This window comes from Micromonospora haikouensis, assembly GCF_000876225.1.
GTDB classification, from domain to species: domain Bacteria; phylum Actinomycetota; class Actinomycetes; order Mycobacteriales; family Micromonosporaceae; genus Micromonospora; species Micromonospora haikouensis.
Genome location: NZ_JXSX01000001.1, coordinates 1012804 through 1028586, shown reverse-complemented (window position 1 = coordinate 1028586; position 15783 = coordinate 1012804). Strand labels below are relative to the sequence as shown.

The following is a 15783-nucleotide window of genomic DNA, read 5'->3' as shown; positions in this document are numbered from 1 at the left end:
TTATCGGTAACGACGGCCACCGCCGGCCCCGTCGACCGAGACCACCCCGGCAACGACCCCCGCCAGCTGTGACGTGGATCACCACAGATGGGAAACCGGGGCGGGCCCGGGGATCGTCTTGCCTGTTGTGAGACAGAGCCTGGAGACCCTCGACGAGGGTGCGCTGCTGCGCCGCGTCGCCCGGGGCGACCGGCGGGCCTTCGACGAGCTGTACCGCCGCACGTCGCCCTGGTTGACCGCCCGGCTGCGGCGGCGCTGCGCCGACGACGACGTGGTCGCCGAGGTGCTCCAGGACACCTACCTGGCGGTGTGGCGGTCGGCCGGCAGCCAGGCCCGGCACTCGGGCAGCGGCAGCGCGGTCGGCTGGCTGTGGACGATCGCCGCCCACCGGCTGGTCGACGCGTTCCGCGCCCGCGCCCGCGCCGAGCGGGTCCCGGCGGTGCGGACCTTCGCCACCGTCGCCCCCGCCGCCGAGGAGGAGGCGCTGGCCGGCGGGATGGACGCCGACCTGGAGCAGGCGCTGCTGGCGCTGCCGCCCAACCTGCGCCGGGTCCTGCGCGCGATGGTGCTCGACGGGCTGACCACGCGGGAGACCTCGGTGCTGCTCGGCATGCCGGAGGGAACCGTGAAGACGTACGCGCGGCGGGCCCGCATCGCGCTACGGGAGGCGCTGTCATGACCGACCACCCCACCCCCGCCCTCATCTCCCGGTACGCCACCGGCGACGACGGCGTCGACGACGTCACCGTCTGGGCCGTCGAGGCGCACCTGGAGTCCTGCGCCGGGTGCCGGGCGCTGCTGGCCGACGCGGCCGACCCGGCCGCCCGGCAGCTGCTGGACCGGGTGGCCGTCGGGATCGCCGCCGGCCTCGACGCCGGGCCCGGGCCGGTGCGTCGCCGCCGGCTGCGGCGCACCGGTGTCGCCGCGCGGCTCCTGCCCTGGCTGGCCACGACCACCGCGCTGGTGGTCGTCGCGGTCCTGCTGGAGATGGTGTCGGGCCGGATGCCGTCGCCGGTGCTGCTGGTCGCGCCGTTGGTGCCGCTGCTGCTGGTGGCCGCCGCGTGGAGCCGACGCACCGATCCGGCCTGGGAACTGATCGCCACCGTGCCCCGCGCGGGGCTGCCGCTGCTGCTGCGCCGGACCCTGGCGATCCTGACGGCGGTCGTCCCGGTGCTGGCCGTGGCGGGCTGGTGGACCGGGCACTCGCCGGCGCTGTGGCTGCTGCCGTGCCTGGCCTTCACCGCCGGCGCCCTGGCGCTGGGCGGGCTGGTCGGGGTGGACCGGGCGGCGCTCGGGTTGGCGATCGCCTGGTCCGTCGGCGTGATCACGCCGAGCCTGGTCGGCCAGGAACTGCCGGTCGTCCTCCAGACCCGTAGCTGGCCCGGCTGGGCGCTGGCCACCGTTGCGCTGAGCGCGGTGGTGCTCCTGCGGGCCACCGACCACCGCCGGCTGCGCGCCGACCGGAGCTGACCGGCCCGGTCGTCACCGGCGACCCCGGTCGTCCGGCCGGCACATCCCCTTCTCCGTCGGCGGGCACCGCCGACGACACGACGAACGGAGAGATCATGATGCGTGCCGTCAGCGCGGCGGAGACCGCACCGACCACATACGCGTGGACGGTGCACGCCGAGAACCTGGCTGTCCGCGCCGGCCGACGCCTCGCGGTCAACGGGCTCGACCTGGCGCTGGGCACCGGTGTGCACGGGCTGCTCGGCCCGAACGGCGCCGGCAAGACCACCCTGATGCGGGCGCTCGCCACCGTGGTGAGGCCCGCCGGTGGGCGGCTCGACCTGCTGGGCGAGAACATCAGCGGGCGCGCCGACCTGCGTCGGGTCCGCCGCAGGCTGGGCTACCTGCCGCAGCACTTCGGCTTCTATCCACGCTTCACCGTCCGGGAGTTCGTCGAGTACATGGCCTGGCTCAAGGAGATGCCGAAGGCCGACATCCCCGGCGCGGTCCAGCGGGCCGTCGACCGGGTGGGCCTGACCGACCGGGCCGACGCCCGGATGAAGACGCTCTCCGGCGGCATGGTGCGCCGCGCCGGGATCGCCCAGGCGATCGTCAACGACCCGGAGCTGCTGCTGCTCGACGAGCCGACCGTCGGCCTCGACCCCGAGCAGCGGCTCGACTTCCGCGAGCTGCTCCGCGACATCGGGTCGGACAGCTGCGTGCTGGTCTCCACCCACCTGGTCGAGGACGTCGCCGTGGCCTGCACCGACGTGGTGCTGGTGCACGAGGGCCGGCTGGTGTGGCAGGGCACCACGGCGCAGCTCGCCGCGCAGGGCGGCACCGGCGACGCCGGGGACAGCGCCGCCGAGCGCGGCTACTCGGCGCTGCTGCGCTCCCACCGGGAGCGGGTGGCGGCATGATCGGGAGGATCATGCGGACCGAGGTGCGCCGGTCGGCGGTCCCCGGCATCGTCCTGCTGTTGGTGATCGTCGGCGCCGCGCTCATGCTGACCGTCACCGGGGGGTACGCGGGGCGGTGGACGCAGTTGGCGGTGTACGCCCGGTCCACGCTGATGATGCTGATGCCACTGGCGCTGGCCGGCGGCGCATGGTTGGGACGCCGCGACCGGCGGCACCGGGTCGACGAGCTGTTCGGCACCACCGTCCGCCCCCGGTGGCAGCGGAGCGTCCCGCTCGCCGCCGGCTACGCGGTCGCGCTGGCCACCGTGTACCTGCTGACGTTCCTCCTCGGGATCCCCTGGGTGGCGCCGACCGCCGGCTACTTCCCCGTCGCGACGATCCCGATCACCGCGGTCGGCGTGCTCGCGCTGGTCGCCGCCGGCTGGCTGGGCATGGCCGCCGGCCGGGCGGTGCCCCGGGTGGCCACCGCCCCGATCCTCGCGGTGGTCGCGTTCGCCGTGCTGACCTTCGTGCCCGACTACGTCTCGATGTCGGGCTACGACGAGAACTTCACGAAGGTCCGGCCCGACCCGGCGGCGCTGCTGCTGGCCCCTGCCATCAGTTCGTTGAACGACTTCAAGACGATCCCGTCGTCGGTCAGCCTGCTCCAGGCGCTGTGGCTGGCGGCCCTCGCCGCGACCGGGCTGCTGCTGCTCGGGGCGGCCGGCCGCCGCACCGTCGCACTGGCCGCGCTTCCGGCCGTGGTCGGTGCCGCCGTGGCGGTGCCGTTGCTGCCCACCGGCGGATACTCCGGGTCGGCCGTGCTCGATCCGGCCGCCGTCGAGCTGGTCTGCGACGACGACGGCCCCCAGGTCTGTGTGACCCGGGCGCACGCCGCGCTGCTGCCCAAGGTCGTCGGCCCGGCCCGGAAGACGCTGGCCCTCATCGACGCGAAGTTGCCCGGCGCCGCCCCCACCCGCGTGGAGGAGAGCCGGCAACTGCTCGACAACACGGTCCGGTCGGACGCGAACCATGTCCGCGACGACGGAACCCTGGTCTTCGACGCCCTGTCGGTCGGCTGGACCGGCTTCGCCGACGTCTCGCCCGACGAACTGTCGGCAGCGCTGCTCGACGCCGCCTGGTGGCGGGAGTGCGGGACCGAGCACACGACCTACCTGGCCCGTGCGGTCGCCGTCGCCTGGCTCACCGGCGGGCAGCCGGACCTCGGTCGGGGGTCGGCCCCCGAGGAGCAGCAGAAGGTGGACGCCGCCCTCCGGGAGCTGCGGAACCTGCCCTCCGACGAGCAGCGGAAGCGGGTGCAGGCGGCCCGTGCCGCCGCGCTCGGCTGCGAGATCGACCGGTTCCACTCGCTGCTGTTCCTGGCGCAGCCGTGAGGTGGCTCCGCCTGTACCTGCGGGCCCGCCGGGTTCCCCTGGCGCTGGCCGGCACGGTCTGCGCGGTCGGGTCGCTCTGGGCGAGCTGGCCGTACTTCTCCGCCGGGCAGACCGTCAACGCCCGGGTGGTCAGCGTCGCCGCCCTGGTCGCGGCGGTCGCCGTCGGCACCACGCTCGGCGGCGCCGACGACGCCCTCGACCACACGGCGTCGGTCAACTGGCCCGCCCGCCGGGCCGGGCACGTCCTGCTGGCCGCCGCCGCGATCGTCGCGCTGCTCCTGGCCAGCACGCTCACCGACGTGCGGTTCGAGCCGCTGGGTGTGGTGGCGCGCAACACGGCCGGCCTGCTCGGGCTCACCGCGCTCGGTGCCGCGCTGCTGGGTGCCGCGCTATCCTGGATCGCCCCGCTGACCTGGACCCTCGTCGCGATGCTGCCGTGGCTGGGGCCGAGCGACCAACTGCGGCTGCAGGTCGGTGCCTGGCTGGTCCAGCCGGCCGGCACCACCGCCGCGACGGCCTGCGCGACGGTCCTCGCGGTGGTCGGGCTCGTCGCGTACGCCCTGCGGGGCTGCCCCCGTCGCCCGGCCGCGGAGACGGCTCCCGACCGGTGACGTGGCCCGCATCGGGCCGGCGGCCGGATACGGGCCGGGCCGCGTCGGGGCGGAAGTAGCCCCGACGCGGCCCGGGTTGGGCTGCCGTCAGCTCAGCTGACGGTCACCGAGATGGTGGTGGGCGGCTGCTGGAGCTGCCCGTAGTTGTCGACCGCCCGCACCGAGATCGTGTACGCGCCCGCCGGCACCACCGGCGACGTGTACGCGAAGTTCGACCCCGGCGACCCCGGGCTGGTGAGGAACGTGGCGATCCACGGGGCGGAGCCGCCGCCGAACGCGCCGGAGGAGTTCATCCCCTGACCCGCGCCGTTGACGATCTGCACCTCCACCTTCGACATGCCGACGTCGTCCACCGCGCGCCCGGTCACCACGATCCGCGAGTCGCCGAAGACCGCGCCGTTGGTCGGGCTGAGGCTCGGCTCCAGCCGCGGGTCGAGGTCGCCCGGGTAGACGAGGTACTTGGCGGTGGCCCCGGAGGTCGAGCTGTCCTGCTGGCCCGCCGTGTCGACGGCCCACGCCTCGACGCTGTACTCGCCCTTGGTCGGCAGGTCGACCGACAGGGTGAAGGCGGTGCTCGTCGCGCCGGGCGAGGCGAGCGTGGCGTTCACCGTGGCGAAGCTCGCCGCCATCGTGCCGTTGGGCTGCACGTACCGGCCGGTGTCCAGGTCGCGCAGCGCCACCCGGACGCCCTGCACGCCCTTGTCGTCGGTCGCGGTGCCGGCCAGGTTCAGGTGCAACTGCTCCACGTTCTGGTCGGTGCCGGTGAAGTTCAGCTTGCCGTTCGGGAAGGCGTCGCCGGGCACCTGGGCGGTGACGCTCAGCTTGCCCAGGTTGGCGTTCGTCGTGACCAGACCCAGGTTGTCGGTGGCGCGTACCCGGAAGTCGTAGATGCCCGGGGTGAGCGCCGCGGTGGTGAACGACCAGTTGTACGACGCGGCGTTGAGGTTCGTCGGCGACACCCGGTGGTAGGCCGCGACCGCGTCGGGGCCCCACGTCCCGTCGGCGGCCAGCGACTCGCGGGTGGTGGTGTTGCGCAGGTAGACCTCGACCGACTTCAGGGTGCCGTCGTCGCTGGCCGTGCCGGAGAAGGTGAGCGGGCTGCCGGGGGCCACGGTGACCGGGCCGGCGGCGGTGGGCGGGGTCATCGCGGCGGGCGCGGTGATGGCCACCGTCGGCGCCACGCCGTCCTCCGCGATGATCCAGTCCCGGTTCTCGCCGCGCAGGTCGCTCTGGCCGGCGGTGTCGATGGCGGTGGCGGTCATCCGCCACTCACCCTCGGTCGGCAGGGTCACCTCGACCTGCCAGGTCGTCGACACCGCGCCGATCACGTCCGGCTCGGTGCGGAACGTGTTGTAGACGGGCGCGACCGTGCCGTCGTCCTGGAGGTAGCGGTTGTCCGGGGTGCGGAACGAGTAGGTCAGCGCGTTGACGCCCTTGTCGTCGGTGGCGGTGCCGGTGGCCACGAAGGTCTTCGTGGCGAGCAGGCCGGCGGCCGGCGCGCTGAACTTCGTCGTCGGGGGCAGGTCGTCGAAGCTGAACGTCTCGATCTTCTTGACGGCCTTCGTCGCGTCGGTCTCGCTGCTGGTGCGACCGAACGTCTTCGCCTGGATCTGGTATTCGCCGACGGGCAGCGAGACGGCCAGCGACCACATGGTCGAGGTGGCGTTCGGGCTGGCCAGGGTCGACACGATGACGGCGGACGAGCCCCACGTCTTCAGGTCCGGCTGGAGGTACTTCTTGGAGCCGCGGTTCTGGATCTCGACCTGCACCTTCTTGACGCCGGACGGCGCGGTCGCCTGGCCCTCGATCGTGAACGAGCCGTTGGCGGGCTTCACGCGTCCCTCGATGGGCGTGTCGATCGTCGTCTCCACCGCCGAGGGCGCCGGCACCCGGCCCAGGTCGAAGAAGCCGACCCGACCCACCGTGAGGCCGCCCTTGGTGTTGCCGTCGCCGCCGACGAAGAGGCCGCGCGGGGTGGCCAGCATCGCCTTCTCGCCCTCGTACGAGCTGGAACCCGGGTTCCACTCCAGGGCGGTGCCCGTCGCCGGGTCGAGCGCGCCGAGGTGGTCGCGGCGGACCACCTGGTCGCCGAGGCCGTAGCCGCTGAGGCCCTGGCCCGTGCCGTACCCGACGTTGTCCAGGCCCGGCCACGGGACGTTGGCGGTCGGCGACTCCTGCCAGCTGAAGTGGCCGCCGACGTAGACTGCCGCCTCGGTGACGGCGACCGAGTAGATGCTGTCGAAGTGCCGGGAGATCCAGATCGGCTCGACGTGGTCGCCGCCGGCCATCGGGAACGCCATCGCGGTGTCGTTGATCGGCGGCCGGTCGCCGCCCGAGCCGCTGGTGACGACGAAGTACGAGTCGTCCGGCGAGATGTCGCCGCCGAAGGCCCGCTGGATGCCGCCGACGAAGGAGAGGTTGTCCTCCCACAGGCGGGTGCGCCACGGCAGGAGCGCCTTGGTGGCGGTGTCGATCAGGCCGACGCCGTAGCGGTCCTGGCCGGCGATCTGCCGGCCGGTGTGGACGACCATCAGCTTCGCGCCGTCGTGGGTCAGCTTGAGCTGCTGCACGGTGAGCATGCCGCCGACGCCGATGCCACCGGACAACTGCAGGTCGAAGCCGGCGTCCACCGCCCCCGTGGTCGGGTTGAGCGCCGCCAGGCCCGTGCGGTTCGTGCTGTTGATCTTGGTGAACTGGCCGCCCACGTACACCGCGTTGTTGGTCACGGCCAGGGCGGTCCCACGGCCGTTGCCCTGCGCGGTGAAGCCGGCGACCGGGGCACCGGTCACCGGGTCGAGCCGCGCGACCTTGCGCTTGGTGAGCCCGCCGACGGTGTTGAACGTGCCGGCCACGTAGAGCGCCGAGCCGTCCGGCGACGCCTCGACGGCCTCGACGGCCCCGTCGAACGTCGGCCGGAAGTCGGTGTCGACCTTGCCCGTGTCGATGTTGTACGACGCCAGCCACCGCTGCGCGAGCGCGGTCTGCCCGACGTTGGCGATCCCGGTGAACGAGCCGGCGATGAACACCCGGTTCCCGATCACCTCGATGTCGGTGACCTCACCGTCGGTGATCCTCGGGACATCGTTGCGCGGTGTGCTGGGCACCAGGCCGGTGTGCCCCGGCCTTTCCACGACGAGCGCCTTGGCGGCAGGACCCGCCTGCCAGGCAGACACCGCCGCGATGACCGGTTGACCGATCAACACGACAGTCCCGGCCACCAGACCCGCGATGACGCGGCTCCGAACACGCATCGAGACAAACCCCCTGTTAGCGCCCGCATCGCGCCGCCGGGTCGGCCCCGGCAGCGTCCACCCGCCGGCATGCCGAGGACACCGTAAGAGGCGAAACCGCCTCACCACCCCGTGCCTCGCCGGAATCCGGCCGATCGCCATCAGACATGATCCCGGCGACGGAACGCACCACCATCGGAGCGAATCTCACTCCACCGAACGGATCGGGCTCGGCGGCTGCGCCGGGGCCGGCCTCAGGCCCCGCGCAGGCGGGCGTAGACGTCGCCGGACCGGCCCGCCGGGCGGAACCGCTCCAGCAGCCGCACCAGCCCGGCCGCGTCGAGCCACTCGTCAGCGGCGTAGCGCATCGTCTCCACCGGCGAATAGTTGTAGCGGTACCCGCCGGCCGGGCCGCCCAGCCGGTCCACGATGTCGAGCGCGGCGAGGGCCGCGTCATGGGCCGGGGGGAGGTACTCGAAGGACAGCGCGGGCAGGGGCCGGCTGAGCCCCGACAGCACGTCCACCTCGAAGCCCTCGACGTCGATCTTGCAGAACGCGGGCACGCCGTGCGCGGCGACGAGGTCGTCGAGGGTCACCACGTCGACCTCGACGGACCGGTCCCAGCGGACCCCGGAGAAGCTGCTGTCCGCCGTGACCGACTCGATCCACTCGGTAGACATCGTCGAGACCGTCGGGGTGGCGGTGGACAGGGCGAGCCGCGCCCGGCCGGCGTCCGCGCCGACGGCCTCGGGCACGATCGTCACGTTCGGGTCCCGGCCGAAGAACAGGCGCAGGGCCCGCAGACAGTCGGGTTGCGGCTCCACCGCCACCACCCGCGCGCCCAGCCGCCGCCAGGTGCGTACCCGGCCGCCGACGTGGGCGCCGATGTCGAAGCCGACGTCCCCGGGCTTGAGGAACTCCCGGTAGAGCTCCAGCGCCCGGCGGTGCTTGTGGGGTTGGCCGTGGTAGATGGCCAGGGAACGGGTGAGTCCCCAGGCCCGGCGCAACGTCCGCTGTCCGGGCCGCGGGTCGCTGGTCATGGTGGTCCTCCCGTCGCCCCGCCACCGGGACACCTCGGATCGTCGGCGCCGCCGCACCGCCCCGCCGTCCGGCTGTCCGGCCGGCCGGTTGGACGCCGCGCGGCGCTGACGATGACTACGCGGGCAGCGGCGAAACGGTTCATCCGCCCGGGATGCCCGCCGATTCCTGGACAGTTCCCGTTCCTGGTGAACAACAGCTGTCCAAGGTCCGGGGCGGCGGCGGGCCCCTACCGGCCCAGCAGGCGGTTGGCCACCCGGCGCAGGCGGTTGCGGACGCGCCGGTGCAGGGCGGGCTTCTTCTTCGCGGCGGGCACGACCCGCACCGGGGCGGCACCGTCGGCGGCGCACCGGAAGGTCAGCGGGAGCCGCGCGTCCTCGGTCCACCCGTTCTCGGTGAGCCGGGCCTTGAGCAGCCAGGTGCCCTCGGTCCGGCCCGAGTTCAGGGTGGCGAAGTCCACCGTGGCGGTGGCGTGGTGCACGAGATGCACCCGCCCCTGCCCGGCGCCCTGGAGCGGCTCGTCCTCGACCCGGAACTCGACCGGCAGGAAGCACTCCTCGCCGCCCTCCTTGCGCCGGGCCACCACGTCGAGCCGGGCCATGGCCCGGCGGGCCGTGACGTCGAGGATCTCCGGGTCGAGGTCGACGGGCAGGACGATCTGGTAGCGCCCGTCGGAGGCGGTGAGGGCCACCGGCTGGTCGCCGGACGCGAGGTGCGCGGTGACGTCGACGGTGAGCACCGTCCCGTCCACCCGGTGGTCGTCGACCCGGGCCTGGACGCGGACGCCCGCCTCCCACTCGGCCAGCTCGCGCAGCCCGGCGACGTCGTCGGCCGCGGTGAGGGCCGTGATCGCCCGTTGCAGCGGCGGGAGCCCGGCGGTCACGCCCGGCGCGAAGCGCTCCCGGACGATCTTGCCGCACTCCAGCGCCACCTGCTCCACCCAGTCGGCCGGCTCCCGGAGGAACCGCTTGCCGCGCAGCCGGCTGACCATCTCGTTGCGCAGCCAGCGCCGGTGCAGCTTGTCGCGCAGCGGCCCCGGCTCGGTGTGCGCGTCGACGACGTCCAGCACGTCGCGCAGGTTGGCGTAGTAGCCCGCCGGGTCCAGCCCCTGCGCCGTCACGTTGCCGGCGTCCTCGCGGCGGATGTGGTGGTAGCAGACGTAGTTCGACAGCACGGAGGTGCGCTTGGACAGCAGGAAGGCCCGGACCACGAAGAGGTGGTCCTCCAGCCGGCGCTTCTCCTCCACGAAGCGGATCTCGTGCTCTTCGAGGAAGGACCGGCGGAACAGTTTGTGTGCCGTCAAGCTGTCGATCAGCGGCGCGTTGTCCAGCGTGGCGTCCGGGCGGTCCCGGCGGAACAGCTCGCGCGGCACCGAGCGCCCGTGGCCGGCCATCTTGCCGATCACGATGTCCGCGTCGTTCTCCACGGCGTACGCGTAGAGGCGTTCCAGGGCCTCGTCGCCGAACCAGTCGTCGTCGTCGGAGAAGAAGACGTACTCGCCGCGGGCGTTGGCGACGCCGACGTTGCGCGGCCGGGACGGCCAACCGGAGTTCTCGATGTGCACCACCCGGATGTGCGGGTGCGCGGCGGCCAGCTCGTCCAGCCGGGCCCCGGTCGAGTCGGTGGAGCCGTCGTCGACGAAGACCGCCTCGAACTCCCCCGGCTGCAGCGACTGGCGCAACAGAGAGGCGATCAGCCTCTCGATGTGCGGGCCGGAATTGTAGGCCGGCACCACCACGCTGACTTTGGGAACATTCGTACTGGCCGTCATCGTCTTCTTCCCCGTCAGGTCCGTGAACCGGTATGCGAACAACCGACGAACATCATGGACCGGAACGGGCACCCTGCGGTGCCCCACGTGTGTCCATGCCGTTACGTCGGCCGGCCCGTCCCGCTCCACCTGGACTGCCTCGCCCCGGTCCGGAACACGGAACACGGTAGCGGTCCGGGCCACGGCGGGTGAGCACCCCCCTGCCGCCCGCCTGTCGCCGCGACACGCGCCGGGATGGGCGATTGTCACCATGTGACGCGATTGGGCACGTCCGACCGGGGAAGTTCACTGTCGTACCACCGGCCCCCAGGAAAGGGATGCGGCCGTGACCCACGACCAGTACGACAGGCGGGACCCCCAGCAGCAGTTCCCCACCCCCGACGAGCTCGGGGTGACCGGCGGCAAGCCGCTGGCCTGACCGCGGCCCCGGCCACCCCGGTGGGCCCGGTCGCGCGGGTCGTGTGAACGGCGGGCGCGCAGGGTACTGCCCGCTCATGGGATCGTTGCGGACGTCGCCGCCACCGCCCCGCGCCGTCGAGATGCGGACCTGGGCCCTGTCCAGCGGGGCGGAGCTGCGCGGCCTGCGCGCCTCCCTGCACGAGGCGTTGACCGGGCACGCGCTCGCCGAGGGCGAGGAGCTCGACGACATCCCCGAACGGATCGTGCTCGTCGCCACCGAGCTGGCCACCAACGCCCTGCTGCACGGGCTGCCGCCGACCACCGTCCGGCTGCTGCGCGACGACGACCTGTTCATCCTCGACGTCGCCGACCACGACCTGACCACCGTGCCCGAGCTGGCCGACACCCGACCGCTGGGGGCCGGCGGTCGTGGCCTCCAGCTCGCCCGTGCCTTCTCGCTGGACGTCGGCTGGTACGCCACCGAGGGCACGAAGCACATCTGGGCGTCCTTCCCCCGGCGGGAGGCCGACGAGGCGGGCGGCACCCGCTGACGCCAGGAGGCGGCACCCGTCGACGCCGGGAGGCGGCACCCGCTGACGCGGGGGCGCTCGCAGGCAGTGGGGCCGCCGAGGTCGGCGGGGATTGGCCGGACGGCCACCCGGGTATCGGTCCACGGCCGTCGGCGAGAGGGGAAGGGGCCGGCGGCGGAAGGGGGCCGTCATGGACGTCGAGAGCCGCCCGGACCCGGTCCGGTCACGCCGGATCAGGGCCACGTCGAGCCGCCGGCCGCGCGCCGCCGGGCCGGACGACGACCTCGCCGCCCGCCTCGCCGAGATCGCCCGCGCGCTCCAGGACGAACCCGGCCTCGACGCCACCCTCCACGGGATCGTCCGGTGCGCCGTCGGCACCGTGCCGGGCGCCTGGCACGCCGCGATCACCGAGGTCGAGGGCCGGCACCGGGTGGTGACCAGCGCGGCGACGGGCGATCTGGTACGCCGGGTCGACCAGGCGCAGTACGACACGGGTCAGGGCCCCTGCCTGACGGCGCTCTTCGAGCACCACACCGTGCGGATGCCCGACGTCGCCGCGGAGACCCGCTGGCCGGACTTCGTCCGCCGGATCGACGGGCTGGGCGTACGCAGCATGCTGTCGTTCCAGCTCTACCTGGCCCGGGACAACCTCGGCGCGCTGAACCTCTACGCGCGTGAGCCGGGGGCGTTCACCGACGAGTCGGAGCGGATCGGGGTGCTCTTCGCCGCGCACGCGGCCGTGGCGATGGGGGACGCCCGGAGGCTGGCGCAGCTCTCCCAGGCGCTGGACGTGCGGGACCTGATCGGTCAGGCGAAGGGGATCCTGATGGAGCGGCACCGGCTGACCGGGGAGCAGGCGTTCGAGCTGCTCGTCCGGGCCAGCCAGCGGCTCAACGTGAAACTGCTCGACGTCGCCCGCGACCTGATCGAGACCGGCGAGCTGGTCGACCGGCCCTGACCGGGAGCGCCGACCCGGGCGGCCGGCGTCATCGAATCGGCGGTGCGTCGTCAGCGGGTCTGCGGTGCCTCGTCAGCGAATCGGCGGTGCGTCGTCGGCGGCTTCGGCCGAGGTCCCCAGGCCGAGCAGCTCCAGCACGCCGGTGATCTCCAGGACCCGGCGGACCGTGGGCTGCACGTCGGCGACGGTGAGACGGCAGCCCCGGTCGGCGGCCCGGCCCTGGGCACGCAGCAGCACCAGGATGCCGGAGGAGTCGAGGAACCGGACGCCGCCGAAGTCGAGTTCCAGGGCGGCCGGCGGTGCGCCGTCGAGCAGGTCGGCGAGGACCGAGGCCAGCTCACCCGAGGTGGCGATGTCGATCTCCCCGGTCACGACGAGTCGCCCCCGACCCTCGGCGACCGTGAACGGGCCGATCGACAGGCCACCGGGGGGTGGCAGCGAAACGGACAGCGGCGTGGCGGGGCCCAACGGGAACTCCCCTGATCGGCACCGGCAGCGATCCCTCGTAGCAGAAGGCGGGTGCCGGTCGTCCCCAGGGTAGCCGTCATCCCCGTCGATCGCACTCACCCAGCGTGCCGGCAGCGCACCACCCCGTCCGAACGGGCCGCCGGGGCCGGACCTCACCAGCCGTCCGGCACCGGGTCGTCGTACTGGCCGGGCGGGCCGGTGAACACGGCACCGTCCACCTCGGGCCAGGCGTTCGGGAGGCAGCCGTGCAGGCCCAGGGTCTGCTGCTGCATGACCGGGGCGGGTCCCCCGGCGCGCGGGCACAGCTCGTGTCCCCGGCCGAGCCGGTGGCCCACCTCGTGGTTGAGCAGATACCGACGGTAGGTGGCAAGGTCGCCGGTGAACTGCGGCACACCGCCCGCCCAGCGGGCCACGTTGATCACCACCCGGTCGCCGTTGCGGCAGGACGTGTAGTGGTCGGTGACGTCCCCGCAGAGGACGCCCCGGGTCACCGGAGTGGTGAGCGCGACGGTGAAGTCGGCCGGGTCGTCCGGGCCGACGCGTTGCAGCCGCCACCGGCCCGCCCCGGTCCAGCCCCGGGGGTCGGCGAGGATCGCGCCCACCTCCCGGCCGAACCGTTCCACGTCGACGCCGTCGATCCCCTCCTCCACGGTGACCCGGTACCGCAGCAGTTCACCGGAGCGCCCGGCGACGGCGCCCCGGAGGGTGGCGGCGCGGAAGTCGCCCGTACCCCGGGGTGGGAAGGTGATGTCGGCGGGCGCCTGCGCGGTCGGGGTCGCGGACCGGGCCGGGGCCCGGGTGGTCGGCGAGGCGAGGGTGGGCGCGGCGACCCCCGCGGCCGCGACCGGCCGGGTCGCCTGGTCCGGCCCGCCCCGGCGGACGGCCCCGGCGCCGGCCGTGGCCAGGGCGACCACGGCCAGGGCGACGCACGCGACCACCGGCCCGTTCCGGGTGGCGGCGCGCCGCCGGCGGTGGCCACCCGGGCCGGACCTGGCATGGGTACGACTCGACAACTCGCGCTCCGTCCCGTCGATCCGCTGTCGGTGCACGAGGGATTCCGCACCCGTGCACGGATGGATACGGACGGCGACCCGGAGCGGATGAGGCGTCCGGGGGTCATTTCGTCGGCGGTGGCGGCGCTCACGCCCGGCCGGCGCTGCTCCGGCGGTACGGTTTCCGGCGGAACCTGGCCGACCGGCTCCGCCCCGGCCAGCGGACGTTGCGCCACCCGACCCTGAGGAGCAGCTCGTGCCGGACGCCGACGCGCTGGTCGCCGACGCCCTCGCGGCGGCGCGCGGCACCGACGTACGCGCCGCCGAGCGGCAGTTGGACCGCCTGGTGGTCGGTGCCGGCGTGCCCGACGGGCCGGCGACGGTCGACGCCGCCCTGACCGCGCGCCTGGTGCGCGGCGTGGGCCGGCTCTGGCCCCGGGGCTGGCAGCCCGTCGACCTGGTCCGCATCGCGACCCGCCGGCTCGGCCCGGCGGCCGGGCGGCTCGTGGCCGACCTGGCCGCCGCCCAGCGCAGGGTCCAGCCCGATCCGGTGCCGCTCTGGTGGGACGACCAGCTCGCCGGCCTCGACGCGGCCGTGTGGTGGGACGACGACCGGCGGCACCTGACGGCCTGGGCGGCCCGGGAGGGCACCGACCGGATCGCCGCCCTGCGCGACGCCGTCGACGTGCTGGCGCTGGTGGAGGGGCTCCCGCCGATCGCGGTGCTGCGCCCGCCGCCCGGCGTGGCCGCCCCGGCCACGGCCGTCGGGCGCGGCGGCAGCGGGTCGCGGATGCTCGACCGGGTGCGGGCGCTGCTGGCCAAGGCCGAGTCGACGACCTTCCCGGCGGAGGCGGAGGCGCTGACCGGCAAGGCGCAGGAGCTGATGGCCCGGCACAGCATCGACGCGGCCCTGGTCGAGGCGACGGCCGAGCGGGGCGACGCGCCCGGCGGGGTGCGGCTGGGCACCGAGCCGCCGTACCCGGGGGCGAAGGCGCTGCTGGTGCAGGAGGTGGCGGCGGCGAACCGCTGCGAGTCGGTGTGGTCCGACGACCTGGGCTTCGCCACGGTGCTCGGCTTCCCGGCCGACCTGGCCGCCGTCGAGCTGCTCTACACGTCGCTGCTGGTGCAGGCCACCGCCGCGATGCTGCGGGGGCGCACCGAGCGCCGGGCGCGCGGCGGCAGCAGGCGCACGAAGGCGTACGACGAGTCGTTTCTCAACGCGTTCGCGCTGCGCATCGGCGAGCGGCTGCGGGCCGCCGCCGACGAGGCGGGCCGGGAGGCGGCCCGGGAAGCGGGCGGGGAGCGGCTGCTGCCGGTGCTCGCGTCCCGTGCGACCGCCGTGCGGGAGCGGCTGGACGACCTGTTCCCCGGCGTGACCAGCAAGCGGCTCACCGTCGCCGACGAGGAGGGCTGGGCCTCCGGCACCTCCGCCGCCGACCGGGCGGCGCTGGACCCGAGCGGATCCGCCCCGGCCCGGGTGTCGGGTTCGGCGCACCGGCTCCGACCCCCTGCCGGGACGCGCCGACGGGGCGCGGCCGACACGTGAGGAGTACGCCGTGAAGTACATGCTGCTGATCTGGAACCGCCCCGGCTTCGTCGACGGCATGTCGGAGCAGGACCGGGCCGCCCTCTTCGGCGAGGTCGACGAGATCATGCGGGAGCTGACGGCCTCCGGCGAGCTGGTCGGCGGGCAGGCGCTGGCCGACCCGTCGCAGACCCGCACGGCCCGGCTGGCCGGCGACCGGGTCGAGGTCACCGACGGGCCGTTCATGGAGAGCAAGGAGCAGTTCGCCGGCTATCTCACCGTGGACTGCGAGTCGGTCGAGCGGGCCGCCGAGATCGCCGCCGGCTGGCCGGACGTGGTGCGGGGGTTCGGCGTGCTGGAGGTGCGGCCCATCATGGACGAGGCCGGGGCGGAGATGTGATCCCCGCCGGGCCGGGCCTCTCCGGCGGGACCGGCTCCGGCGAGCCGGCCGGTGCGGGTATCTCCCGTGCGGGTGCCTCCGGTGCGGATCCCTCCCGTGCGGGGTGCTTCGGTGCGGGG

14 protein-coding genes are annotated in these 15783 nt (G+C 74.3%); 9 read left to right on the top strand and 5 right to left on the bottom strand.

Annotated elements, in window-relative coordinates; all coding sequences use genetic code 11:
• Positions 1-127: 127 nt before the first annotated feature.
• The 5 genes from TK50_RS04700 (at position 128) to TK50_RS04680 (ending at position 4353) form a co-directional block, all read left to right on the top strand.
• Positions 128-679, top strand: coding sequence for an RNA polymerase sigma factor (locus TK50_RS04700; protein WP_043961633.1), 552 nt, complete (start codon positions 128-130; stop codon positions 677-679).
• Positions 676-1470, top strand: a complete 795-nt coding sequence (locus TK50_RS04695; RefSeq protein ID WP_043961632.1) for a zf-HC2 domain-containing protein — start codon at positions 676-678, stop codon at positions 1468-1470. The genes TK50_RS04700 and TK50_RS04695 overlap by 4 nt, the downstream gene beginning before the upstream one ends.
• Positions 1471-1565: 95 nt before the next feature.
• Complete coding sequence (locus TK50_RS04690) at positions 1566-2369, top strand: ABC transporter ATP-binding protein (protein WP_043961631.1); 804 nt, start codon at positions 1566-1568, stop codon at positions 2367-2369.
• Complete coding sequence (locus TK50_RS04685) at positions 2366-3742, top strand: hypothetical protein (RefSeq protein WP_144420158.1); 1377 nt, start codon at positions 2366-2368, stop codon at positions 3740-3742. The genes TK50_RS04690 and TK50_RS04685 overlap by 4 nt, the downstream gene beginning before the upstream one ends.
• The gene (locus TK50_RS04680) at positions 3739-4353 is read left to right on the top strand and encodes a hypothetical protein (RefSeq protein WP_043961630.1); all 615 of its coding nucleotides are present in this window, start codon (positions 3739-3741) and stop codon (positions 4351-4353) included. The genes TK50_RS04685 and TK50_RS04680 overlap by 4 nt, the downstream gene beginning before the upstream one ends.
• Before the next feature lie 92 nt (positions 4354-4445).
• On the opposite strand, the gene TK50_RS04675 is transcribed toward TK50_RS04680, so the two are convergent.
• From TK50_RS04675 to TK50_RS04665, 3 genes are all read right to left on the bottom strand, one after another.
• Entirely contained in the window at positions 4446-7457 is a 3012-nt protein-coding gene (locus TK50_RS04675; protein ID WP_241773919.1) for an Ig-like domain-containing protein, read from the bottom strand.
• Positions 7458-7837: 380 nt separating this feature from the next.
• On the bottom strand, positions 7838-8623 hold the full coding sequence (locus TK50_RS04670) for an FkbM family methyltransferase (RefSeq protein ID WP_043961628.1): 786 nt from the start codon (positions 8621-8623) through the stop codon (positions 7838-7840).
• A gap of 227 nt (positions 8624-8850) precedes the next feature.
• Positions 8851-10392 (bottom strand): glycosyltransferase family 2 protein, encoded by a 1542-nt coding sequence (locus TK50_RS04665; protein WP_043963821.1) that lies wholly within the window; start codon positions 10390-10392, stop codon positions 8851-8853.
• A gap of 494 nt (positions 10393-10886) precedes the next feature.
• Between TK50_RS04665 and TK50_RS04660 the strand changes: the two genes are divergently transcribed.
• Together TK50_RS04660 and TK50_RS04655 are read left to right on the top strand one after the other, a co-directional pair.
• Entirely contained in the window at positions 10887-11342 is a 456-nt protein-coding gene (locus TK50_RS04660) for an ATP-binding protein (protein ID WP_043961627.1), read from the top strand.
• Positions 11343-11511: 169 nt separating this feature from the next.
• Entirely contained in the window at positions 11512-12279 is a 768-nt protein-coding gene (locus TK50_RS04655; protein ID WP_082106164.1) for a GAF and ANTAR domain-containing protein, read from the top strand.
• 72 nt (positions 12280-12351) lie between these two features.
• Here TK50_RS04655 and TK50_RS34090 read toward each other — a convergent pair whose 3' ends face one another.
• Together TK50_RS34090 and TK50_RS04645 are read right to left on the bottom strand one after the other, a co-directional pair.
• On the bottom strand, positions 12352-12747 hold the full coding sequence (locus TK50_RS34090; protein WP_052503605.1) for an STAS domain-containing protein: 396 nt from the start codon (positions 12745-12747) through the stop codon (positions 12352-12354).
• Positions 12748-12899: 152 nt separating this feature from the next.
• Complete coding sequence (locus TK50_RS04645) at positions 12900-13760, bottom strand: DUF3152 domain-containing protein (protein WP_338390895.1); 861 nt, start codon at positions 13758-13760, stop codon at positions 12900-12902.
• 235 nt (positions 13761-13995) lie between these two features.
• Between TK50_RS04645 and TK50_RS04640 the strand changes: the two genes are divergently transcribed.
• Positions 13996-15285 carry a DUF2786 domain-containing protein gene (locus TK50_RS04640; protein ID WP_043961626.1) on the top strand — a complete coding sequence of 430 codons (1290 nt, stop codon included), beginning with the start codon at positions 13996-13998 and terminating at the stop codon, positions 15283-15285.
• Between the two features lie 19 nt (positions 15286-15304).
• Complete coding sequence (locus tag TK50_RS04635) at positions 15305-15664, top strand: YciI family protein (RefSeq protein WP_229406629.1); 360 nt, start codon at positions 15305-15307, stop codon at positions 15662-15664.
• The last annotated feature ends 119 nt before the right edge of the window (positions 15665-15783 follow it).

Excerpts from the sequence above, each read along its gene's own strand:
- TK50_RS04695 (WP_043961632.1), top strand. The coding sequence starts at position 676 with ATGACCGACCACCCCACCCCCGCCCTCATCTCCCGGTACGCCACCGGC.
- TK50_RS04690 (WP_043961631.1), top strand. The coding sequence starts at position 1,566 with ATGATGCGTGCCGTCAGCGCGGCGGAGACCGCACCGACCACATACGCG.
- TK50_RS04685 (WP_144420158.1), top strand. The coding sequence starts at position 2,366 with ATGATCGGGAGGATCATGCGGACCGAGGTGCGCCGGTCGGCGGTCCCC.
- TK50_RS04670 (WP_043961628.1), bottom strand. The coding sequence starts at position 8,623 with ATGACCAGCGACCCGCGGCCCGGACAGCGGACGTTGCGCCGGGCCTGG.
- TK50_RS04665 (WP_043963821.1), bottom strand. The coding sequence starts at position 10,392 with ATGACGGCCAGTACGAATGTTCCCAAAGTCAGCGTGGTGGTGCCGGCC.
- TK50_RS04660 (WP_043961627.1), top strand. The coding sequence starts at position 10,887 with ATGGGATCGTTGCGGACGTCGCCGCCACCGCCCCGCGCCGTCGAGATG.
- TK50_RS04655 (WP_082106164.1), top strand. The coding sequence starts at position 11,512 with ATGGACGTCGAGAGCCGCCCGGACCCGGTCCGGTCACGCCGGATCAGG.
- TK50_RS04635 (WP_229406629.1), top strand. The coding sequence starts at position 15,305 with ATGCTGCTGATCTGGAACCGCCCCGGCTTCGTCGACGGCATGTCGGAG.